We start from the raw sequence: 21,403 nt of genomic DNA on the forward strand, positions 1-21,403 counted from the left end.
GCCGGTCAGGGCCACGATCTCCTTGCCCGACTCCATGTCGATCAGGTGCGTCTCGACGTTCTCGGGGAGCGGCAGCAGCATCCCGTCGTAGGCGTTGTTGGCCAGGTCAGGGGCGACGACGACCGCGGCGTACTGGCCGCTCGGCGACGCGCATGCCTGCAGGATCGAGTCCGTCGAGCCGACCTCGACCAGGGGCGTGGCCGTGCCGTCGTCGTCGACCCGGATGACGGCCTGTCCGACCGGGAGTCCCGCATCGTCGCGCGCGACGACGTGGCGGAGTGTCCCCCGGGGTACGGCGTGATCGAGGTGGCCGTGCCGTAGTCGGGGTCGGATGCCGCGAGCGGCTGCTCCGACCCGTCGGCGAGGTCGAGCTCGACCACCGACCCGTCGAGCCGTTCCACGATCGCCGTATAGGTTCCTCGGGAGATGCCCTGGATCGTCGCCGCGAGGCCCAGCGACTGCACGCCCGCGTCGCTCGAGCGGTCGACGAGCGACAGCGCCCCGTCGAAGTCGATGAACAGCACGGCAGCACTGTCGGGAACGAACTGCCACACGAAGACGCTGGCCTCCGCGCCGGCGACCTCGATGATCTGCGGTGCGTCCTTGCCGCTCAACGACTGCGTGACCAGCACGCTCGCCCGGCCCTCGTCGTCGCTCAGCTCACGGTCGGAGTAGCTGTAGCCGACGAGCCCACCGCGCTCCGACACCTGGATCGCACCGACGTGGCCGTCGCCCGGGAGCGTCAGTTCGCGCTGGTTCTTCCCGTCGCGGTCCATCACGAGCAGCTGAGAGCCGTCTTCGTCGCCGACCGAGACCACCAGCTGCGTCGACGTGGCACGGAAGTCGTTGATCTTGTCGTTCTCGTAGACCGGCACCGCCTTCTCGCCGCTGAGATCGGTGAGGAAGATCTTGTCCTTGCCCTCGACATCGCGGCGCAGCAGGAAGATGGAGGATGCCGGAGTGCTGAAGGTCGTCGTCAACGTGGTCGTCGGCCCGCCGCCGGCACCGCTCACGCCTGCGACCCGGATCGTGTATTCGGTCGCGTCGTCGAGCGGCACCGTGAACCGCACGCCGACACCGCGACCGGAGGCATCGACCGTGAACGGCACGGCGGGATCGACCGTCACCTGCTTCGGATCGATGTCGGCGAGCGCCTGATTCGCGGTCAGGATGACACGGCTCCCCGACGACTCGATCGCCTGAGCCGCATCGACCTGCACGTCGCTGATCCGCGGACCCTGCAGCAGGCTCGCGATGCCGAGCCCGGTGCCGACGAGCACCAGGACCCCGAGCACCGCCGCGAGCGTGAGGACGAAGCGTCGGGGCGGCACGGAGGTGCGCGTGACCGATTCGGCGGAGGGGATGCGGGGCGCCGGCTGTTCCGAGTCGACGTCTGGCCGCTCCTCTTCGGCGGGGTCGACCGGGGTCGCGCCCACGAAGACGGGGTCGGTGGCGAGCGGGACAGCCGGAAGCGCCGTCGCCTCGGCATCCTCTCGGGCCGCGGCCTCGAACGCCGCCATCTTGCGCGCGGCGGCCTCCTGCTCCGCGACCTCACGGTCGCCGGCCTCACGGACGGCGGCCTCGCGCGCTGCCGCCTCACGCGCAGCGGATTCGTCATCCGCCGCCTCGTCGGCGTCGGCATCCGACGCGGCGCGGGCATCCGACTGCTCGTCGCCGTGGGCGGCGAGACCCGACGTCGCGGCCGCGCGCTCGATCCGCTCGGCCTCCTCGCGCTCGGCGGCCTCGCGCGCGGCACGCAGCTCCGCACGCGTGCGCGGCACGGCGGGCACCTCGGGGCGCTCGTCGTCAATACTCATAGGGGTCCCCGGGCTCGTCGATCGCGACGACGTCGGTCGGTTCGATGCGGAGCTTGCCATCGGCATCGGCCCGCACTGTCCCCGTGACCTCGACCCACTGGCCCGTCGCATAGTCGCCCTTGTCGACGTCGACCGGCAGGGCGGCGGTCTGCGCATCGATCACGCAGTGCGTGATGACCAGGCGCGTGAGGTTCACGTCGTCGCCGGAGGACCCCGGCGTCACGAAGCCCGTGAGCGTCACCGCGGTGCCGTCGTACGCCGCCGTGTTCGTGGACGCCGCGAAGACGGCGGCCCAGTCGCCGACCCCGAACGTGGAGGTGTCGGCCGCACCGAGCGCGACCGTGTCGGCGCCCGCGAACAGCGCGGTCTGCTCCCCCGCGCGAGACATGGCGAGTTGGACCGACAGCGATGCCGGAGGAAGCACGAGCGCTGCCGCGACGACTCCCGTGGCGATCACACCACCGGCGATCGCCGTGACACCGGACAGAGACCGCCGGGCCGAAGACGTGGGGCGATGATCGCCGTGGTCGGGGTGCTCCGCGGCCTCGGCGACCGGTCCGTGATCGTGCCCGTGGTCACCCTCTTCACCGAGGGGGAGCGTGCAGGACCAGATCGCGCCGGCGAGGGTGACGACGGCTGCGGCACAGGCGAACCACACCGACTCGGGGCTGATGTAGAGGGTCAGCCGTCCGGTGAGTCCGAGCCCGAGCGTGACGACCGAGATGACGGCGGCGAGCCCCACACCCAGCCAGCGGGTGCCGAGTGCGCGGGCACGCGTCCTGGTCTGCTCAGACAAAGACGTTCACCCCGATCCCGATCGCGAAGGCCGAGGCGAGGACGATGCCGACGATCCCGACGAGCGTGCGGCCGGTGAAGGTCGTGCGCATGAGCGCGAGCATCTTGATGTCGACCAGGGGTCCGACCAGAAGGAACGCGACGATCGCCCCGGAGGAGAACGTCGATGCGAACGACAGCGCGAAGAAGGCATCGACGTTCGAGCAGATGGCGACGGTCATCGCGAGGACCATCATCGCGACGATCGACAGCACCGGGTTCGACCCGATCGCGAGCAGCATCTCTCGCGGGATCAGCACCTGGACGGCCCCGGCGAGCGCGGATCCGATCACGAGGGCGGGCATCACGGCGCGCAGCTCGACGAGGAACTGCGTGAGGCTGCGGCGCACCGGCGTGCCCGGTTCGTGCGTCACACGGTCGCACGTGTCGACGAACCGCTGCGTGAGCATGCCGTCGGGGTCGGGGTGCCGACTGTAGATCCAGCCGATCAGGTTCGCGATGAGGTATCCGCCCACCAGGCGCGCCACCAGGATGCCGCCGTCCCACCCGAACGCCGCGTGCGTGGTGAGGATCACGATCGGGTTGACGATGGGCGCCGCGATCAGGAACGTCATGGCCTCGGCCGGTGCGAGCCCGCGCATCATGAGTCCGCGGGCGAAGGGCACGTTGCCGCACTCGCACACCGGGATCAGCATGCCCAGCAGCGACAGCACAGCGCGTCGGGCCCAGGCGCGTTTCGGCAGCCAGCGGTGGATCACGTCGGCCGGCAGCCACACCTGCACCACGATCGACAGCAGCACGCCGAGGACCACGAAGGGCAGGGCCTCGATCAGGACGCTGAGAGCGAGGGTCAGGCCGTCCTGCGCGCGAGTAGGCAAGGAGGCGGGGAAGAGGGTCGGCAGGAAGGCGTCGATCAGGAACAGCGCAGCGATGATGACGGCACCGAGGCCGAGACCGATCCATGCCGAGCGCGGCGAGGCGCTCGGGCGGTGCGTGTGACCGTGTCGGGTCGCCGTGCCTGCCGAGGGGCTCACGCGTTCGCAGCCCTTTCGGCATCGCGCTTGTTCGCGCACGGAGTGCACAGTCCGAAGATGTCGACGACGTGCGCGGCTTCCGTGAATCCGTGCAGGGCCGCGGTGCGGTGCGCCCACTGCTCGACGTCCTTGGCCTCGATCTCGACCGTGAGACCGCAGTTGCGGCAGATGAGGTGGTGGTGGTGTCCCTGAGTGGTGCACGCACGGTACAGCGCTTCACCCTCGGGGCTCTGCAGCGAGTCGGCATCTCCCGACGCCGCGAGACCTGCCAGTGCGCGGTAGACCGTGGCGAGGCCGATGCCCGTGTTGTCGTCGCGCAGCGAGGCATGCAGCGATTGGGCGCTCACGAAGCCGCGCGCGTCGGCGAGCGCTTCGCGTACACGTTCGCGCTGCCAGGTGTTCCGCTGAGCCATACGTCGAGTCTAGGCCGCGGGGGTTGGCGAGGGCTGGGAGCCCGATTCGACGGCACCGGACCGACCATCCGCCGAGGTTGCGACGATCCACCGACGATCCGGCCGAATGCCTCGGCGGATCGTCATGCCGTCGGTGAATCGTCAGGCAGGGACACGCCGCACACGCGCCCGCGTCTTCTGCACGATCCAGCACACGACGTAGATCGTGAACGACAGCGTGGTGATGTACGGGCTCACCGGCAGCGTCCCCGCGAGGGCGAGCAGGATGCCGCCGACCGCCGAGACGAACCCGAACAGCGCGGCCAGCAGCGGCACCGCGATGGGACCGGCGGTCACGCGCATCGCGGCGGCGGCCGGTGTCACCAGGAGCGCCATCACGAGCAGTGCCCCGATGATGTGCACGCTGACGGCGACGATGAGTCCGAGCAGCACCATGAACAGCAGGCTCACGGCGCGGGTCGGGACCCCGCGGGCGGCAGCCGACTCGGGGTCGAGCGAGTCGAACCGCAGCGGGTTCCACATGATCAGCAGCCCGAGCAGCACGACGATGCTGATGCCGATGAGCCAGCCGAGGTCGGGGCTCGACACCGACACGATCTGGCCGGTGAGCAGGCTGAACCGGTTGGCGCTGCGCCCGTCGTAGAGCGAGAGGAACAGGATGCCGAGGCCGAGGCCGAACGGCATCAGCACGCCGACCACCGAGTTGCGGTCGCGCGCCTTGGCGCCGAGGATGCCGATGAGGATCGCGGCCACGAGCGCCCCGCCGAGGGACCCGGCGACGACGCTGCCGCCGAAGAGGAGCGCGGCAGCGGCTCCGGCGAACGACAGTTCGCTCACGCCGTGCACCGCGAACGCGAGATCGCGCTGCATCACGAAGACGCCGATCAGACCGCCGACGATGCCGAGCACGGCGCCCGCGATGATCGAGTTCGAGAGCAGGGCGACGAGCTCGCCGTAGTCCTGGAACGAGAAGATGTCGCTCCAGTCGAGGAGAGGCCTCATGCCGCGCCTCCGTGCTCGTGGCCGCCGTGGTCGTGGTGGGGCTCGGCATCCGGGACGCCGACGACGACCAGACGGTCTCCGGCGCGCAGCACGAACACCGGAGTGCCGTAGAGGTCGGTGAGCACCCGGGTCTGCAGCACCTCGTCCGGCGTTCCGAGCAGGAAGCGTCCGCCGGCGATGTAGAGGATGCGGTCCACGCGGCCGAGGATCGGGTTGATGTCGTGCGTCACGAAGAGCACCGCCGCCTCGCGCTCACGACGCTGACGGTCGATGATGTCGGTCACGGCGAGCTGGTTCGCGAGGTCGAGGTTCGACAGCGGTTCGTCGCACAGCAGCAGGGTGGGTTCGTCGGCGAGCGCCTGACCCACGCGCAGTCGCTGCTGCTCACCACCCGACAGCAGACCGACGCGGCGGTCGGCGAAGTGCGAGGCCCCGACCGCCTCGAGGAGACGGTCGACCTTCGCCCGGTCGCCGCGATGCGGGATGGGAAATCCGAACCGGCTGCCCTGCACCCCCAGAGCGACGAGGTCGCGCGCACGCATGCTCGTGTCGGGGGCGAGCGTGCGCTGCTGCGGGATGTAGCCGATGCGGGGGTTTCCGCGATGCACGGGCTCCCCGGCCACCCGGATCGCCCCCGACGAGAGCGGCTGCAGGCCCAGGATGCTCCGCAGCAGAGTGGTCTTGCCCGACCCCGACGGACCGAGCACCGCGATGAACTCCCCGGCTGCACCGTGAGGTCGAGTCCCGACCAGAGTTCGCGGTCTCCGCGGTGCAGGGCCGCGTCGGTGATCTCGAGGACCGGACTCTCGCGCTGTGCAGCGCCGCTCACGACTGGACGGCGGCGGCGAGGCTCTGGATCGCGTCACTCATCCACTCAGAGTACGACGATCCGTCCTCGAGCAGCTCCGTGAAGGCGACGACGGGGATGCCGGCGTCCTTCGCCGCGACCTCGACGCGTTCGGTCTCGGCCCCGCCGGTCTGGGCGTTGGTCAGCAGCGCGGTGGCCTGTCCGTCTTCGATCACCTTCAGCGCCTCGAGCAGCACGGCGGGCGCGACGTCCGTGCCCTCCTCGACCGACTCGGCGAACCCCTCGGGAGTGACGTCGGTCAGGCCGGCCGCGGCGGCGAGGTAGCCCGGCAGCGGTTCTGTCATGAAGACCGTGGCGCCCGCGGCATCCGTCTTGATGGTCTCGAGGTCGGCCTCGAAGCCCTCCAGGTCGGCGACGATCGCGTCGGCGTTCGCGGTGAACTCCTTCGCGCCGTCCGGGTCGAGCTCGGACAGTTCGTCGGCGATCGCCTCGACGACGTGGATCATCGTGTGCGGGTCGAACCACACGTGCTCGTTGAAGCCCTCGATGTGGTCGTGTCCTTCGTGACCTTCTTCGCCCTCGGCGTGGTCGTGGTCGTGTGCGTCCTCTTCGGGGGCGTCGGTGGCCGACTCGTCCGCGTGATCGTGGTCGGCGTCCTCCTCGTGCCCCTCGTTGCCGGGGAAGTCGTGCGAGTACTCGACGGCCGTGACGACGTGCGGGTCCTGCGCATCCTGCAACAGGGTGTCGACGAATGCGTCGTAGCCGCCGCCGTTCTCGATCACGAGGTCGGCCTTCTGCACGGTGAGCCGGTCGCGCGCGCTCGCCTCGTAGGAGTGCGGGTCCTGGGTGGCGGACGTGATGATCGCTTCGACATCGACCCGGTCGCCGCCGATCTGCGCGGCGATGTCGCCGTACACGTTGGTGCTCGCGACGACGGTGATGGTGCCGTCGTCGCCCTCTCCCGCTGCCGGGGTGGAGCATCCGGCCAGCGTGAGGGCGGCGACGGATGCGAGGGCGAGAGCGAGGACGGGCTTCTTCATGCTCTCACTCTAAACGCTAATGAGAACCATTATCAAATCAGCTGTTCCGCGCGTCTCCTCAGTCGACGAGCAGAGCGGGCTCCTCGAGGATCGACGCCACATCGGCGATGAAGCGGCTCATGCCGTCGCCGTCGATCACCCGGTGGTCGAAGGAACCGGCGACCGTGGTCACCCACCGAGGACGCACCTCGCCGTCGACCACCCACGGCTTCTGGCTGATCGTGCCCATCGCCACGATGCCGGCCTCGCCGGGGTTGATGATCGGGGTTCCGGCATCCATCCCGAAGACGCCGATGTTCGTGATCGTGATGGTGCCGCCCTGCTGGTCCGCGGGTGAGGTCTTGCCCTCGCGCGCCGTGAGGGTCAAGCGGTTCAGCGCACGAGCCAGGTCCTTCATGCTCAGGTCCTGCGCGTCCTTGATGTTGGGCACCAGCAGGCCGCGCGGGGTCGCCGCCGCGATGCCGAGGTTCACGTAGTGGCGCACGGCGATCTCGGCTCCGGCATCCGTCTCGATCCAGGCGGCATTGACCATCGGGGTGCGACGTGCGGCCCAGATCACGGCGCGCGCCATGATCAGCAGCGGCGACACCCGGATGTCGGCGTAGTCGGGCGAGGCCTTGAGCCGCTTCACGAGCTCCATCGTGCGGCTCGCATCGATCTCCTTCCACACGGTCACGTGCGGGGCCGAGTACGCGCTCTGCACCATCGCGGAGGAGGTGGCCTTGCGCACGCCCTTCACCGGGATCGACTCCGTGCGGTCGTCGCCGGCCGCCGACGGACGGGTCGGCGCGAGGCCGCGCGCGAGCCCCGCAGGTGCGCTCTGCGGCGCGGGAACGGTCTCCTCGCGCACGGCCCCCACTCCGGCGTCTCGATGTTGCGGAAGACGCTGGCCTGCGAGGCGTGCTTGACCACGTCGTCGCGGGTGACCTCCCCATCGGCGCCGGTGGGCGCGACCGTGGTGAGGTCGACGCCGAGGTCGCGGGCGAGCTTGCGGATCGGCGGCTTGGCGATCACGCCGACGGAAGAGCGCACAGGACGCTCGGCCGGGCGCTTGCGACGAGAGGTCGCTCCGCCGCCCGTGCCGTAGCCGACCAGCACCGAGCCACCGCCCTCTTCCGGCGCCGGAGCCTCCGCGGTGACGACGACACCCGGGCCTGCATCGTCACGCGCGTCGGTCACGAACGTGATGATGGGCGTGCCCACCTCGACCGTCGCCCCCTCCTCGACGAGGAGTTCGCCCACCACCCCGGCGTGCGGTGACGGCAGCTCGACGAGCGACTTCGCCGTCTCGATCTCGCACACCACGTCGTTGATCGCGACGGTGTCACCGGGGGCGACCTTCCATGCCACGATCTCGGCCTCGGTCAGACCTTCGCCGACGTCGGGGAGGTTGAAGTTCTGGGTGCTCATGACGAGTCCTTTCGGCCGAGCGACGGTGTCAGTAGGCCAGCGAGCGGTCGACGGCCTCGAGGATGCGGTCGGCATCCGGAAGGTACGCGCCTTCGAGCTTGGCAGGGGGGAACGGGGTGTCGTAGCCGGAGACGCGCAGCACCGGAGCCTCGAGGGCATAGAACGCGCGCTCCATGACGGTCGCCGCGATCTCGCCGCCGATGCTGCCGAAGCCCTGCGCCTCCTGCGCGTAGACCATGCGTCCGGTCTTGCGGATCGAGCCGAGGATGGGTTCGTAGTCGACCGGCGACAGCGAGCGCACGTCGACGACCTCGCAACTCGTGCCCTCCGCCTCGGCGAGCGCCGCCGCCTGCAGGAGCGTGGTGACCATGGCGCCGTGACCGACGAGGGTCACATCCGTCCCGGTGCGCACCACACGAGAAGAGTGCAGCGGGACGGCCGGCGCATCGAGCTCGACCTCGCCCTTCTGCCAGTAGCGGCTCTTCGGCTCCATGAAGATCACCGGGTCGTTCGAGGCGATCGCCTCCTGGATCATCCAGTACGCGTCGTTGGGAGTCGACGGCGAGACGACGCGAAGACCCGGAGTGTGCGCGAAGTACGCCTCGGGGCTCTCCTGATGGTGCTCGACCGCGCCGATGTGCCCGCCGTAGGGGATGCGGATCACGATCGGCATGCTCAGCGCGCCTTCGTGCCGGTTCGTCAGCTTCGCGAGCTGCGTCGTGATCTGGTCGAACGCCGGGAACACGAAGCCGTCGAACTGGATCTCGATGACCGGACGGTAGCCGACCATGGCCATGCCGATCGCGGTCCCCACGATCCCGGACTCCGCGAGCGGGGTGTCGAGCACCCGGCGGTCGCCGAAGTCGCGCTGCAGGTGCTCGGTCACACGGAAGACACCGCCGAGCTTGCCGATGTCCTCGCCCATGAGCAGGACCTTCGGGTCGTCCTCCATCGCCTTGCGCATGCCGGCGTTCAGGGCCTTGCTGAGCGGCATCGTCTCGAGGGTCACTGTGCTCCTCCTTCGAACGACGCCTCATAGCGGGCGCGCCAGGCCTTCTGCTCGTCGATCAGCGGATGCGGCTCGCTGTACACGTGGTCGAACATCTTGTCGGCGCTGGGCGGTCCGAGCTCGACGGTGCGCGCTCGGAGGTCTTCCGCGGCATCCGCCGCCTCGGCCTCCACGTCGGCGAACAGCTGCGCCGAGGCACCGCGCCCTTCGAGGAAGGCGCGCATCCGGACGATCGGGTCACGACCGGCCCACATCAGCTCCTCGTCGTTGCCGCGGTACTTGGTCGGGTCGTCGCTGGTGGTGTGCGCGCCGAGCCGGTAGGTGACCGCCTCGATCGCCTGCGGGCCCTTGCCGCTGCGGGCGTCGTCGAGGGCCACCCGGGAGACCGCGTAGCTGGCGAGCACGTCGTTGCCGTCGACACGGACACTCGGGATTCCGTAGCCGGCGCTGCGCTGGACGAGCGGCACCCGCGACTGCGTCGAGACGGGCACCGAGATGGCCCAGTGGTTGTTCTGGAGGAAGAACACGGTCGGTGCCTGGTAGCTCGCGGCGAAGACCATCGCCTCGTGCACGTCGCCCTGGCTCGACGCCCCGTCGCCGTAGTAGACGATGACGGCCTCGTCACGGTCCTTGTCGCCGGTGGCGGTGCGGCCGTCGAAGGCGAGCCCCATCCCGTATCCGGCGGCGTGCAGCACCTGCGACCCGAGCACGAGGGTGTACAACCGGGTGTTGCCGTTCTTGGGGTCGGTCGGGTCCCACCCACCGTGCGAGACGCCACGCATCAGCTTGATGATGTCTACCGGATCGACGCCACGGATGCGCGTGACGGCGTGTTCCCGGTAGGACGGGAAGATCGTGTCCTGCGCGCGGGCGGCACGACCCGAGCCGACCTGCGCCGCCTCCTGTCCGCGGCTCGGCGGCCACAGGGCCAGCTGCCCCTGCCGCTGCAGGTTCGTCGCCTGGGTGTCGATCGCGCGGATGACGACCATGTCTCGGTAGAACTGCTCGAGCTCTGCATCGCCGATCGCCTCGATCAGCGGGAGATACGGCTCGGCGGCGGGGCTGGGCGCGAAGGTCCCGGTCTCGTCCAGAACGCTCACAAGGGGTGTCTCGGAGGTGGTCACGGTCTCACGCTACCCGCGCCCGCATGCCAGGTCACGCATACCTAGGACGCCCACATAACTGCCCGGAAACCGGAGAATTCCGGGCGAAACGGGGCGCGGCGCGACGGTGGCGGCAGGTCAGCGGGCGGCCGCAGCGACCTCGAGCACGCGGTCGATGGAGTCCTCTTCGCCGACCGAGATGCGGATGCCGTCGCCCGAGAAGGGTCTGACGACGAGGTCGTTCTCCACGAAGGCGGCCGCGACGTCGTCGGTGCGCTCCCCGCCGGCAGCCAGACGAAGTTCGCCTGGGAGTCAGGGACATCCCAGCCCTGCGCGCGGAGGCCGGCGACGAGACGGGTGCGCCGCTCGACGATCACGGCGACGCGCTCGAGGAGCTCCGCTTCGGCGTCGAGGCTCGCGATCGCGGCGTTCTCGGCGGCCGAGGTCACCGAGAGCGGGATGCCGGTCGTCCGCGCCGCATCCAGCACCTTCTCGTGACCGATCGCGTAGCCGACCCGCAGGCCGGCGAGACCGTAGGCCTTCGAGAACGTACGGAGCACCACGACGTTCGGGTGCTCCTCGAACACCCGCTCGGCGAGACCGTCGACCGCATCGGGGGCCGTGACGAACTCGGCGTACGCCTCGTCGAGGATGATCAGGATGTCGTTCGGCACGCGCTCGACGAAGGCGGCGAACTCGGCGCTCGTGATGATCGGGCCGGTCGGATTGTTCGGGGTGCACAGAATGATCGCGCGGGTGCGTTCCGTCACGGCCTCCAGCATCGCGTCGAGGTCGTGACGGGACTCGGCGGTGAGGGGGACCTGCACACCGGTCGCCCCGGCGACGAGCGGCAGGCTGGGGTACGCCTCGAAGGAACGCCAGGCGTACACGACCTCGTCGCCCACGGACGCCGTCGCGAGGATCAGCTGGTGCAGGATCGAGACACTGCCCGAGGCGACGTGCACCTGGTCGGGGTCGACGCCGTAGCGCGCGCCGAGTCGTTCGCGCAGCCGAGCGGCGGTGGCGTCCGGGTAGCGGTTGATGGGGGTGGTGCGCTGCAGCGCGTCGAGCACCGCGGGCAGCGGATCGAACGGATTCTCATTGCTCGAGAGCTTGAAAGCGTCGGGCCCTGCCTGCTTGCCCTGCCGGTACGGCGCGAGGGCGGCGATGGCGGGGCGGATGCGGGGCAGGATCGGCTCGGTCACGAGACCGAGTCTACGAGGGGAGTTCGCAGCGCGAGTCCGGGTCTCCTCTGTCGACACGCGAACTGCGGTGGTACCATTTTGGTATGGCGATGACGGTGCGACTCCCGGAAGAACTCGATGCCCAGCTCGAGGCGATCGCGCGTGCGCGGCACACCTCCAAGCACGCGGTGATCATCGAGGCCGCCGCGCGGTTCGCGAACAGCGAGTCCAAGACGGATCGAGTGCTCTCCCTCGCCGCCGAAGTCACCGAGCGCTACGCCGACACTCTCCGGCGGCTCGAAGACGCCTGACAGATGGCGACCGAGTACATCGAGCCCGAGCAGGCACTCGCTCTGATCGCGAAGCTCGGGCTGCACGTCCGCGATGAGGGGCTGCTCTTCTCTGCACTGGCTCGCCCTGCAGCCGGGATGTTCGGCGTCGACGCCTATCCGACCTTCGAAGAGAAGGCCGCGGCACTGATCAGTTCGGTGGCACAGAATCATGCGTTGTTCGACGGCAACAAGCGCATCTCCCTGTACCTGACGTTCATCTTCATCCGGCTCAACGAGTACGACGTCACCTTCACGAACGACGAGGCGTTCGACTTCGTCCTCGACGTCGCTCAGAGCCGGCTGGACCTGAAGGAGATCGCGCAGGTCCTCGCCTCGCATATCCGGGAAGCCGCCGAAGGCTGACTCTCGCGGGCGTCCGTGCGACACTGGTCGGACTATGCGCTTCATCATCCGCGTCGTCGTCAACGCCTTCGCTCTGTGGGTCGTCACGCTGATCCCCGCCCTGCAGGTCACGATCACGGCCTTCCCTCCCGGCGAGACCCTGCAGCTCGTGCTGACGCTGCTCGCCGTGGCCGCGATCTTCGCGCTCGTGAACACGATCATCGGCACCGTCGTCAAGATCGTGGCGTTCCCGCTCTACATCATCACGTTCGGGCTCATCGGCTTCCTGATCAACGGCTTCCTGCTGTGGCTGACCGCGTGGATCACGAGCGGTTTCGGATGGGGACTCGCGGTCGGCGACTTCTGGTGGGGAGTTCTCGCCGCGCTCATCATCTCGGTCATCAACGGCATCTTCGGGTTCATCCTGCGTCCGCAGAGCAAGAAGTCCCGCCGCGACTGACCCGACCATTGTGGTCATCCCGTCCGCTCCGCGTGGAACTCGGTGCGCTCGACGTCGACCGCTTCGCCGAGTTCTGCCCAGTACGCGTCGAGCGCCTCGGCGCGCGGATCCGGCGACGCATCCACCATCTCCGCGGTCTCGATGTACGTCTCGAGCGCGTGCGCCTGGAGCTTCAGGTCTTCGACGCCCGCTCGCGGATCGCCGACCCGCGACGCGGTGAAGCTGTCACCTGACCCCGTGCCCGCCGCCGACCCACCTCCCGCGAGCGCGGAGACGACATCGTCGGTGTGCCGGAGCTGAACGAGCGTCTGGTCGTCGCCGATCGTCGGCTCCTGCGGGCTTCCCGCGGTCAGCTGCATCGTCACCTCGTACGGGCTCTCCATCGCCAGATGCGCGGCGATCATCCCGCCCTGCGAGTACGCGACGACGTCGACCCGCGCGCCGCCCTCCGCCCCCGCGGCCTCGAGCGCATCCAGCGTCGCCTCGTAGGACGCCGACTCCCGCCCCTGATACAGCTCGACGTTGGACTTCATGTCCCACGGCTCCTCCTCTCCCGCCCGCCACGGCGCGGAGTCTCGGGTCCCCGTGACGTAGGCCACATAACGAGGCGCACCGTCGCGCATCGTGTACTTCTCGACGGCCACCTGCGCGTCGGATGACGGGATCCGCCGCAGTGCTCCGGCAAGGCTCTGCGGCGCTTCGGGGGTCGATGTCTTCACCGCCGTCACCCGCACCGGGTCGGCCGATCCGTGCAGCGTCATGCCGGGAACCAGCTTTCCAGCCCCGGAGGTCACCCCCACGAGCGCCCCGGCCAGGAACAGCGGCGGCAGCAACCCCCGGCGTCGAACTGCTCGCCCAGCCCATCGAAACGCCGTTCCTCCCATCCCGCCACCAGATAGTCCGCCATGTCGGCGACCCTTCCGTCGGCCGCCACGAGTCGGTCGGCACGGGCGCTGGCGGCATCTGCTGCGGCCGCGTCGGTCAGGGCGAGCGCTTCCGCTCTGGCGCGCAGCTCGACCACCTCGAACGCGTCGGCCATCAGCATCACCCCGGTGCAGGCGCTGTCGAGTTCGGTGCGCAGCGCCTCGAGGTGCTCGTCGCTCCGCTGCAACGCCGAGGCATCGAGGTGCGGGCAGGCGGTCTGTTGCGCTGCGGCGGCACGGAGCGCGCGACCCACCGCATCACGAGCCTCCTCGTACTGCGCCGTCACCGCCCGCATCCGTGCTCCGACGTCGCGCAACTGCCCGGTGTCGACAGCGATGGCCCCTCCGTGATCGATCTCCAGTGCGCTCATCCCCTGCCTCCCGCACTCGATTCCCACGCACGCACGTTCAGCCTCCCGAACTCGGCGCCGGTGTCGTCGCGCATCCGGACGAGCAGCGCATGCAGTGCGCGGAACCCCTCGGATCGCCAGTCGGCCTCGTCGACGAGCCGCACCAGCGCAGCGCCTGCCTCCTCGACGGTCGACAGCGCCGCCATGATCTCGCGATGGATGACGAGGCGGGCCCAGAGGTCGTCGGAGGCGACGATGTGATCTCGTGCGACGGGGTGCATGGCTTCAGGTTCCCGGATCGTGACGTTCGCGGGCGCGATGCTCCCCTCGGAAACACACGAGCAGTGCAGAGCCGACGTGCGGATCTGCGTGTGCAGAAAAGGCCCGCGCTCCCGCGCGCGCTGTGCAGGAACGCCCGAGGCGGGCAGAATGTACCTGTGACGTCCCCGGTTCCCTTCCGCGTGATCTTCGTGTGCACGGGGAACATCTGCCGGTCCCCCATGGCCGAGGTCGTCTTCCGCGACCTGGCGGAGAAGCAGGGCCTCGGCCAGCGCATCGTCTCGCGCAGCGCAGGAACGGGAGACTGGCACCTCGGTGAGCGCCGACCACCGCACGATCGACTCGCTCGCGCGCCGTGGGTACGACGGCTCGCAGCACCGCGCGCGGCAGTTCACGGCGGCGACCTTCGCCGAGAACGACCTCGTGGTCGCCCTCGACCGCACCCACGAGCGCATCCTCCGCGAGTGGGCCCACGACGAGGACGAAGAGGGCAAGGTCACCCTCCTGCTCGCTTTCGACCCGAACGCGTCGACACACGATGTCCCCGATCCGTACTACGCGGGCGCGGAGATGTTCGATTCGGTGCTCGGTATGATTGAGACGGCGACTCGGGGCCTGTTCCGCCAGCTCGAACCCGCTCTTCGTCTCCCCCGCACGCCCCGGACCTTCGGGGCCCCATCAGGAGGACTCCCCTGACTTTCCAGCCCTCGCTCCCGCCGCAGCCGCTCAGCCCTCTCGACGGTCGCTATCGCGGCGCCGTCGCAGGTCTCGCCGACTTCCTCTCCGAGGCGGGCCTGAACCGCGCACGCGTCGAGGTCGAGGTGGAGTGGCTCATCGCCCTCACCGACCGCTCGCTGTTCGAGACGACTCCGCTGTCCGACGCCAACAAGGAGCGTCTGCGCGCGCTGTACCGCGACTTCGGACAGGCCGAGATCGACTGGCTCGCCGAGAAGGAGGCCGTCACCCAGCACGATGTGAAGGCCATCGAGTACCTCGTGCGCGACCGGCTCTCCACGCTCGACCTCGACGCCATCGCCGAGCTCACGCACTTCGCGTGCACGAGCGAGGACATCAACTCCGCGGCCTACGCCCTGACCGTCAAGCGCGCCGTCGAGGAGGTCTGGCTCCCGGCCCTCGACACCGTGATCTCGAAGCTCCGCGAACTCGCGGTCGAGCACGCCGACGCCGCCATGCTCTCCCGCACGCACGGCCAGCCCGCGACGCCCTCGACGATGGGCAAGGAGCTCGCGGTCTTCGCGTGGCGCCTCGAGCGCGTGCGCTCCCAGATCGCGGCATCCGAGTACCTCGCCAAGTTCTCCGGCGCGACCGGCACGTGGTCGGCGCATCTCGCAGCCGACCCCGACGCCGACTGGCCGACCATCGCCCGCGAGTACATCGAGGGCCTCGGCCTCGGGTTCAACATCCTCACCACGCAGATCGAGTCGCACGACTGGCAGGTCGAGCTGTACGACCGCGTGCGTCACGCCGGCGGCATCCTGCACAACCTCGCCACCGACATCTGGACCTACATCTCGCTCGGCTACTTCGCGCAGATCCCTGTCGCCGGTGCCACCGGTTCGTCGACGATGCCGCACAAGATCAACCCCATCCGGTTCGAGAACGCCGAGGCCAACCTCGAGATCTCGGGCGCGCTGCTCGCCTCGCTCGGCCAGACGCTCGTCACCAGCCGGATGCAGCGCGACCTCACCGACTCCACGACGCAGCGCAACATCGGCGTGGCGTTCGGCCACTCGCTGCTCGCCCTCGACAACCTGCGCCGCGGGTTGAATGCGATCTCCCTCTCCGCGATGTGCTGCTCGCCGACCTCGACGTGAACTGGGAGGTGCTTGCCGAGGCCATCCAGACCGTCATCCGCGCCGAGGTCGTCGCCGGCCGTTCGACGATCACCGACCCGTACGCGCTCCTCAAGGAGCTGACACGCGGACACCGGGTGGGCGCCACCGACCTCGCCACCTTCGTCGAGCAGCTCGAGATCGGGGACGCCGCCAAGCAGCGCCTGCTGGCGTTGACCCCTGCGACGTACACCGGCATCGCGGAGCGCCTCGCCCACTAGCGAGACGCCCCGTTCCGGCCCGTCAGCCCCGACGGATCGCCTCCGTGAGCACGCGGCCCTCGGCGGCGGCCGGCGCGTCCATGCCCAGCAGAGCGGCGATCGTCGGTGCGATGTCGACATGCCGCGGGGCATGAGCGACGTGGTTCGGACGCACCCCGGAGCCGGCGAGCACGAGCACGGTCTGCCTGGTGCGCGAGACCCCGTGCACGCCGGACACGCCGTCCGACGGGGCGGCGCCGAGACTCCAGCCCTCGTCGGGCTCGATCACCAGCTCGCCGTACTTCGCCGACATGTGCATCGCCTGCTGTTCGACCTCGTCGTACACGGCGGAGATGTGCGGCATCGCGGAGACCGCCGCATCGATGGCCGCCGCGGCCGTCGGATCACCCGCCGCTTCGCCGACGAGATGCAGCGACCCGACGCCGCCCACGACGATCACCGCGTCGGTCTCGGGGCGTGGCGACTGCCCCGCGGTGAGCAGCTCGGCCTGATAGCCGGCGCCGGAGATCGTCGAGAGCAGTTCGTCGCGCATACCCTGCGTGAACGTCTCCATGCCGTGGTCACCGGTCACCACGAACGCCGTTCGGCCGAAGATCCCGGCGTCCTTGGTCGCCTGCACGAGACGGCCGATCTGCGCATCGACCTCGGCTACGGCCGCCGGCATACCCGGAGCGTCCTTTCCGTCGGCATGACCGAGGGCATCGAGCCGATCGCAGTACACCGCGATGAGGTCCGGGACGCCGGACATCTGCACGGCCGCCCCCGCGCTCATCACGGGGCGGCCCTCGATCACGGCGACCGCGTCATCGGTGCGCCGTGCGCAGTCCCCGCCCGGCTGCGTGTACAGCCCCTGGGGATCGCCGAACGCGGTTCCGTGGTTCTGCACGATGAACCACTGCGAGGACAGCACCGTCCCACCCTGCTCCCTGATCGACTCCGCGATGGTCGGCACCGCCAGGTCACGCTGCTGGGCCACCGCCACGCCCGTTGCCGGGTCGTAGAAGTAGGCCGCGTTGTCGTGGGTCTCCGGCCAGGCGCCCGTCGCGATCGATGACCAGGATGGGTTCGTGATGGAGGTCATCACTCCGGTCGACTCGCTGATCGCACCGCGCGTCGCGAGCGCGCGGAGGTTCGGCATCGCGTCGCCGGCGAGATAGTCGGGGTCGAAGCCGTCCAGGGCGATGAGCACCACGTGATCGGCCAACGGAGGCCGCTCGCCCCGGTCACCGCCCGCCATCGCGGCCGCCGGAGCCGCGCCGACCGTGGCGCCCGCAGCCAGGGCCACCGTGGCGAGCAGGCCGAGACCCCCTGCCGCACGCGTCCTGCTCCTCGTCGTGAACCCGCTCATGCTGCCTCTCCTCACGTCGCACGCCCGACGCCTCTCGTCGACCGACTGCGTACGACGGTGTCGACATCCGGCGGGAAGGATCAAGGCACGGGCGGCCGGGTGCAAGAGATCGCCCATCCGCTCACGCCTGCTGAGTGATTCCGGCAGGATGGGCGACCCGTCAGATGATCGGTTTCTTGCGAGCCGAGCCGCCGGGGTGTCGATCCCTCGCATTCCGCCGTGCTCACGGGACATGGCGGTCGCCGTCTCGATTGGGTGCTGCAGGAACGCCCACGACGAGGAGGAGCGGACAGTGGAGCACACAACACCGAACAGACCCGTGACAGAGACGCCGCTGACCAGGCGAGGATTCCTCGGTGTGACGACCGCGGGCATCGCCCTCGGAGCGGCCGCGGGCTGGGGCCCCTGGCCGGGTGGCGAGATGGCGTCCGCATCGACGGAAGAGACCTCGGAGGGCGCTCTGCGCTTCGCCGTCCTCACCGACACCCACGCCAACGAGGACGAGTCGGCTCGGATGACCAACCTGCGCCGGGTCTTCGCCGCGATCGAGGCGGAAGATCCGCAATTCGTGCTGCACTGCGGCGACATCACGGACTACGGCAGCGACGACGCGTTCGAGGCCTACCGCGACCTCATACCCGCGGCGCTCTGGAGCCGTCTCCGGCACGTGCCGGGCAACCACGAGATCCGCTGGGACACGAGTGCCCGCCGGCGGTTCCAGCACTGGTTGGGCCCCACGAGCTACGGCTTCGACGCCGGTGGCGTGCATTTCATGGCGCTCGATCCGACGCAGCTGCTGCAGGAGCCCGGTCTCTTCGCCGACGACCTCGCAGCCCTGAAGGAGGAGCTGAGCGAGGTGAAGGACCGGCCGTCGATTCTGTTCCTGCACTATCCGCTCGGCGGCGCCAACTACTACGTGAATGACACGGATGCGCTGCTGCGCACGATCGCACCGTTCCCGGTGCGCGGCATCTTCGCCGGGCACCGCCACCTCAACGAGGTGGATCGCTTCAACGGCCTCACCCAGGTGACCACCAACGCCGCCAGGCAGGGCCCCTTCTACCTCCGCGTCACCGAGCGGCGGGGCCAGCAGGGGCGTGCACTGCACGTCGAGCACGTGACCCTCGGCACGACCGACGCCGACGTTCCGACCGTCGAGTCGCTCGCCGAGATCCCGCTGGAGGCGCCGTCGAGGCGCACCGAGGCGATCCGCATCGCCCCGCGCCCCGGCGACACCGAGATCGCCCTCACCGCGGTGCCGGACCGTACCGCCGTCTCGGTCGAGGCGCGCCTGCACCCGCAAGCCGTGTTCGGCGCGCGGGACGAGACCGCGTGGATCCCCCTCGTGGCCCGCGGCCGTTCCTGGCACGGTGCGGTCGACCGCACCGGGGTCGCCGCCGGCGCACAGCGGGTGCAGGTGCGGGCCGTCGACGCCTCCGGCATGCGCCGAGAAGAGTGGGCGGAGGTCGAGCTCCCCGGTTCCACGCGCGCTCGCCTCGCGTGGGAGCTCGACATCGGCGGACAACTCCAGGGAGCGCTGGCGGTCAACGGCACGACAGTGGTCGCATGCTCCACGTCGGGTCGTGTCACAGCGGTGGATGCGTCGAGACGGGGCAGAGTCAGACCCCTCTGGACCGCCGACGCCGGAGCCGTGCATCGGGGCGCCGCGTTCACGCCCGACGGCAACCGAGTCGTCGTGCCCGGCGCGGACGGCCGTCTGCTGGCGCTCGACGCGCGCTCCGGTCATGCGGTGTGGACCAGCCACTTCGACAAGCCCGTCCTCACCACGCCGCTCGTGGCCGGGACCGATGGCGACGACGGCCGCATCCTCATTTCGGCCGAGGACACGCTGCGGTGCCTCGACCTGGACGGTGCGACCCTGTGGGAGGCTCCGGTGCCCGTGCGCACCGCGGGCCGCGCGGCCTGCGACGGCGATCGCGTGTACGTCGGAGCCGGCGACGGACGCGGGTACGCCTACGACCTGCGCACCGGCGCCGTGCTCTGGTCGGTCCTCACGACCGACCGTCCCGACCGGTACCGACAGCTCATCTACGGCCCGTGGGACGACTGGGTCGAGGTGCTCCCGACGGGCGCCGTGGTCTTCAGCACCGTCGTCGACGCCATCGCCGTCGACCCGCGCACCGGGGAGGAGATCTGGCGCTCACCCGGAAGCTACATCTTCGCCCCGAGCCTGCCGCTTGCCGACGGCGGGCTGCTGCTCACCTCCGAATGGGGCGTGGTCACCGTCGTGGACCAAGCCACGGGGGCCCACGGTGGAGTGCCCAGGCGGTCCCGCGTGTCGTCAACGCCGGGCCGGTCATCGATCCGCGCACGGGTGCGGCGTGGTTGGTGTCGGTCGGAGGGCTGCTCGCCGAGGTGCGTCCCACCGATGGGGTCGTGACGATCGATCGGCAGCTGTTCACCGCGAACACGTTCTCGACGCCGGTGATGGCAGCCGACAAGCTCGTCGTCGCAGCGCAGGACGGTGTCCTGCGCGCCTTCACCGTATAAGCGGCGCGGCCATGCTGTGCGGCTCCACCGCGGCGACTTCGCGGAGGAGACCCGCACGCTTGACCGACCGCAATGCGACCGCCACATCGGCGTGCTGGAGTCCGGGGAGACCGCCGATCGTCGCGGAGATGAACTCGTACAGCGCGGCATCCGACGCGAGCGCCACCTCACCGCACAGATTCCGGTCGCCCGTGGTGGCCGAGATCATCAGCATGGACGGGTGCTGCGCCAGCATCTCGCCCGCCCGACCGAGCTGCGTCGGATTCACGCTCAACGAGATGAAGGCGTTCACGGCCAAGCCGACTGTCTCGGGGTCGACGACGGCTCGCATGCGCAGAGCTCCCGATCCGAGCATCGCCTCTGCGCGACGCCGCACGGTGACGGCACTCGCGTCGCAGCGGTCGGCCAACTGCTGCCAGCCGAGGCGTCCGTCGCCCGCGAGCGCATCGGCGATCCGCTCGTCGAGGGCGTCCAGACGAACCGGCTCGCCGGGCAGGGGGTCCCGCCACGGATCGAGCCGCTGCGACCGCAGCTGCGACGCGATCTCCTCGGACAGCAGCGCAGGCAGCCAGCTGTGCGGCGTGGCGAAGCGGCGCACGACCTGGTTGCTCCAGACCGCCAGCACGCCATCGAGCGAGGGCAGCTGCTCGAGCGTGATGGCGAGCAGGTGATCGTTGGATGTGTAGTTGATCTCGGCGATGCAGTCGACGCTTCCCGTGACGAGCTTGACCGAGCCGCACTCCGGCCAGGCGGCCAGCCGCTGCGCCGACCGGTTGCCGTCGCCGGGGCGGCATCGCAGCCGCACGAACAGAGAGCGCGAGCGCGCGGTGGCCTCGCCGTCGAGCACGCCGATCACGCGGACGGCGCCCTCGCGGATCAGCCGGGCCACCCGGCGTGACGCCGTTGCCTCGGAGGTGAACACCGCATCGCTGATCTGGGCGTTGGTGGCGCGCGGGTTGGCCAGCAGCGCCCCGACGATGCGGCGGTCGAGATCATCCACGGATCGTACGATACCTTCACTATGACCGTTCCAGAAGACGATTCTTTGCATCGATCTGAACAATCTCACTAGAATCGCTCGCTTCACGGGAGGATCGCACCACTGCCGCGGCACCGCCGCCTCGGCGTTTCTCCCCCCGGCGCGCTGCGCCATGACCCGAGGAGTGTTG

17 protein-coding genes and 5 pseudogenes are annotated in these 21,403 nt (G+C 69.8%); 6 read left to right on the forward strand and 16 right to left on the reverse strand.

Features of this window, described 5'->3' with window-relative positions:
* Positions 1–41 precede the first annotated feature (41 nt).
* The 11 genes and pseudogenes from K1X59_RS19570 to K1X59_RS19620 form a co-directional block, all read right to left on the reverse strand.
* Complete coding sequence (locus tag K1X59_RS19570; RefSeq protein ID WP_244632225.1) at positions 42–1,817, reverse strand: hypothetical protein; 1,776 nt, start codon at positions 1,815–1,817, stop codon at positions 42–44.
* Positions 1,807–2,613: a TIGR03943 family putative permease subunit gene (locus K1X59_RS19575; protein WP_183151265.1), complete on the reverse strand. Its 807-nt coding sequence runs from the start codon at positions 2,611–2,613 to the stop codon at positions 1,807–1,809. Before K1X59_RS19575 ends, K1X59_RS19570 begins: the two co-directional genes overlap by 11 nt.
* Positions 2,606–3,646, reverse strand: coding sequence for a permease (locus K1X59_RS19580; RefSeq protein WP_183151266.1), 1,041 nt, complete (start codon positions 3,644–3,646; stop codon positions 2,606–2,608). The genes K1X59_RS19575 and K1X59_RS19580 overlap by 8 nt, the downstream gene beginning before the upstream one ends.
* Positions 3,643–4,059, reverse strand: a complete 417-nt coding sequence (locus tag K1X59_RS19585; RefSeq protein ID WP_183151267.1) for a Fur family transcriptional regulator — start codon at positions 4,057–4,059, stop codon at positions 3,643–3,645. The genes K1X59_RS19580 and K1X59_RS19585 overlap by 4 nt, the downstream gene beginning before the upstream one ends.
* 141 nt (positions 4,060–4,200) lie before the next feature.
* A complete protein-coding gene (locus tag K1X59_RS19590) occupies positions 4,201–5,061 on the reverse strand; it encodes a metal ABC transporter permease (RefSeq protein ID WP_183151268.1) in 861 nt (286 codons plus the stop codon).
* Positions 5,058–5,890: pseudogene (locus tag K1X59_RS19595) on the reverse strand (metal ABC transporter ATP-binding protein). Before K1X59_RS19595 ends, K1X59_RS19590 begins: the two are co-directional and overlap by 4 nt.
* Positions 5,887–6,909 (reverse strand): metal ABC transporter solute-binding protein, Zn/Mn family, encoded by a 1,023-nt coding sequence (locus K1X59_RS19600; protein WP_220173758.1) that lies wholly within the window; start codon positions 6,907–6,909, stop codon positions 5,887–5,889. The pseudogene K1X59_RS19595 and the gene K1X59_RS19600 overlap by 4 nt, the downstream one beginning before the upstream one ends.
* Before the next feature lie 58 nt (positions 6,910–6,967).
* Positions 6,968–8,319: pseudogene (locus K1X59_RS19605) on the reverse strand (dihydrolipoamide acetyltransferase family protein).
* A 28-nt stretch (positions 8,320–8,347) separates the two neighbouring features.
* A complete protein-coding gene (locus K1X59_RS19610) occupies positions 8,348–9,313 on the reverse strand; it encodes an alpha-ketoacid dehydrogenase subunit beta (protein WP_183152906.1) in 966 nt (321 codons plus the stop codon).
* 11 nt (positions 9,314–9,324) lie between these two features.
* The gene (locus tag K1X59_RS19615; RefSeq protein ID WP_183151269.1) at positions 9,325–10,452 is read right to left on the reverse strand and encodes a thiamine pyrophosphate-dependent dehydrogenase E1 component subunit alpha; all 1,128 of its coding nucleotides are present in this window, start codon (positions 10,450–10,452) and stop codon (positions 9,325–9,327) included.
* A gap of 117 nt (positions 10,453–10,569) precedes the next feature.
* A pseudogene (locus K1X59_RS19620) lies at positions 10,570–11,636 on the reverse strand (histidinol-phosphate transaminase).
* Between the two features lie 83 nt (positions 11,637–11,719).
* On the opposite strand from K1X59_RS19620, the gene K1X59_RS19625 reads away from it, so the two are divergent.
* The 3 genes from K1X59_RS19625 to K1X59_RS19635 are packed head-to-tail and all read left to right on the forward strand — an operon-like array spanning position 11,720 to position 12,749.
* Positions 11,720–11,926, forward strand: coding sequence for a ribbon-helix-helix protein, CopG family (locus K1X59_RS19625; protein ID WP_183151271.1), 207 nt, complete (start codon positions 11,720–11,722; stop codon positions 11,924–11,926).
* Between the two features lie 3 nt (positions 11,927–11,929).
* Positions 11,930–12,310: a type II toxin-antitoxin system death-on-curing family toxin gene (locus K1X59_RS19630; RefSeq protein ID WP_183151272.1), complete on the forward strand. Its 381-nt coding sequence runs from the start codon at positions 11,930–11,932 to the stop codon at positions 12,308–12,310.
* Positions 12,311–12,344: 34 nt separating this feature from the next.
* On the forward strand, positions 12,345–12,749 hold the full coding sequence (locus tag K1X59_RS19635) for a phage holin family protein (protein WP_183151273.1): 405 nt from the start codon (positions 12,345–12,347) through the stop codon (positions 12,747–12,749).
* Positions 12,750–12,763: 14 nt separating this feature from the next.
* On the opposite strand, the gene K1X59_RS19640 is transcribed toward K1X59_RS19635, so the two are convergent.
* The 3 genes from K1X59_RS19640 to K1X59_RS19650 are packed head-to-tail and all read right to left on the reverse strand — an operon-like array spanning position 12,764 to position 14,303.
* Complete coding sequence (locus tag K1X59_RS19640; protein ID WP_220173759.1) at positions 12,764–13,582, reverse strand: hypothetical protein; 819 nt, start codon at positions 13,580–13,582, stop codon at positions 12,764–12,766.
* Entirely contained in the window at positions 13,540–14,043 is a 504-nt protein-coding gene (locus K1X59_RS19645; RefSeq protein WP_183151275.1) for a hypothetical protein, read from the reverse strand. Before K1X59_RS19645 ends, K1X59_RS19640 begins: the two co-directional genes overlap by 43 nt.
* On the reverse strand, positions 14,040–14,303 hold the full coding sequence (locus K1X59_RS19650) for a hypothetical protein (RefSeq protein WP_220173760.1): 264 nt from the start codon (positions 14,301–14,303) through the stop codon (positions 14,040–14,042). Before K1X59_RS19650 ends, K1X59_RS19645 begins: the two co-directional genes overlap by 4 nt.
* Before the next feature lie 219 nt (positions 14,304–14,522).
* Here K1X59_RS19650 and K1X59_RS19655 point away from each other — a divergent pair.
* Positions 14,523–14,997, forward strand: a pseudogene (locus K1X59_RS19655) (low molecular weight protein-tyrosine-phosphatase).
* A pseudogene (gene purB / locus K1X59_RS19660) lies at positions 14,994–16,375 on the forward strand (adenylosuccinate lyase). Before K1X59_RS19655 ends, purB begins: the two co-directional pseudogenes overlap by 4 nt.
* A gap of 22 nt (positions 16,376–16,397) precedes the next feature.
* On the opposite strand, the gene K1X59_RS19665 reads toward purB, so the two are convergent.
* The gene (locus tag K1X59_RS19665; protein ID WP_183151277.1) at positions 16,398–17,723 is read right to left on the reverse strand and encodes an alkaline phosphatase family protein; all 1,326 of its coding nucleotides are present in this window, start codon (positions 17,721–17,723) and stop codon (positions 16,398–16,400) included.
* Positions 17,724–18,042: 319 nt separating this feature from the next.
* Here K1X59_RS19665 and K1X59_RS19670 point away from each other — a divergent pair, with 319 nt between their 5' ends.
* A complete protein-coding gene (locus tag K1X59_RS19670) occupies positions 18,043–20,124 on the forward strand; it encodes a PQQ-binding-like beta-propeller repeat protein (protein ID WP_220173761.1) in 2,082 nt (693 codons plus the stop codon).
* Positions 20,125–20,223: 99 nt separating this feature from the next.
* Here the strand turns inward: K1X59_RS19670 and K1X59_RS19675 are convergent, their stop codons facing one another.
* Positions 20,224–21,234 carry an Lrp/AsnC family transcriptional regulator gene (locus K1X59_RS19675; protein ID WP_183151279.1) on the reverse strand — a complete coding sequence of 337 codons (1,011 nt, stop codon included), beginning with the start codon at positions 21,232–21,234 and terminating at the stop codon, positions 20,224–20,226.
* Positions 21,235–21,403 lie beyond the last annotated feature (169 nt).

Origin of the sequence: Microbacterium sp. Se5.02b, assembly GCF_019464375.1 — a bacterium.
Taxonomy (GTDB): Bacteria; Actinomycetota; Actinomycetes; order Actinomycetales; family Microbacteriaceae; genus Microbacterium.